Genomic DNA, 1019 nt, shown 5'->3' with positions numbered 1-1019 from the left:
TGTGGCTAACGGTAAGCTTTCACCAACCGTTTCAGTGATTGCGATCAAGAAGCTGGCTTCACTATTTGATGATAAGATCAAACCTCGCGATACCATCGTTGCAGAGCCAGAGCTGGGCTTAGGGCCGCTTCATACAGCCTTTGACGGACGCGGTAATGCTTATACAACCGTCTTTATCGATAGTCAGGTGGTTAAGTGGAACGTGGAAGATGCGATCAAAGCTTATCAAGACAAGAAAGTTAATTACATTCGCCAAAAGCTGGATGTTCATTATCAGCCAGGTCACCTTCACACCACCATGGGTGAAACCCGTGATGCTGATGGCAAATACCTAGTCTGTCTCTGTAAGTTCTCTAAAGACCGATTCTTACCGACGGGCCCACTTCGTGCCGAAAATGATCAGTTAATCGATATCTCCGGCGATGAAATGAAGCTGATTCACGACGGCCCGACCTTTGCTGAGCCTCACGATTGTATGATCGTTCATCGAAGCAAAGTGAAGCCAAGCAAAATCTGGAAGCGTGATGACCCCTTCTTCGCTGAAACCGTTGCTCAAGCAAAGAAAGATGGTGTAAATCTTGAAATGGACAACAAGATTATTCGCAAGGGTAACAAAGTGACGGTTTATATGACCTCGGTTGCACCAAACTTTGGCCTGAACAAATTTACCGTTAAGCAAGGCGATGAAGTCACCATGGTGATCACTAACCTTGATATGGTAGAAGACGTAACTCATGGTTTCTGTATGGTCAACCATGGCGTCAGTATGGAAATTGGCCCTCAGCAAACCCAGTCAGTGACCTTTACCGCCGACAAGGTTGGCGTACAATGGTTCTACTGTCACTGGTTCTGCCATGCACTGCATATGGAAATGCGTGGCCGAATGTTAGTCGAAGCTTAAACCCTTTAAGCTTTAGCTAACTGCTAAAGGCGAAAAAGAAGTACAAGATGTCACAACCATCTCGAATACTGCTGGAAACACAGCAGAACAAACAGAAGCACAGTGCGTATATCCTTAT

1 pseudogene is annotated in these 1019 nt (G+C 45.7%); it reads left to right on the top strand.

What is annotated here, in order from left to right:
- Positions 1-901: pseudogene (locus A3729_RS08245) on the top strand (TAT-dependent nitrous-oxide reductase); the annotation flags it as partial.
- Positions 902-1019: the final 118 nt, after the last annotated feature.

This window comes from Oleiphilus sp. HI0043, assembly GCF_001634935.1.
Note: the sequence above shows the minus strand (reverse complement) of the source record. Positions and strands in the feature narration are given on the sequence as shown.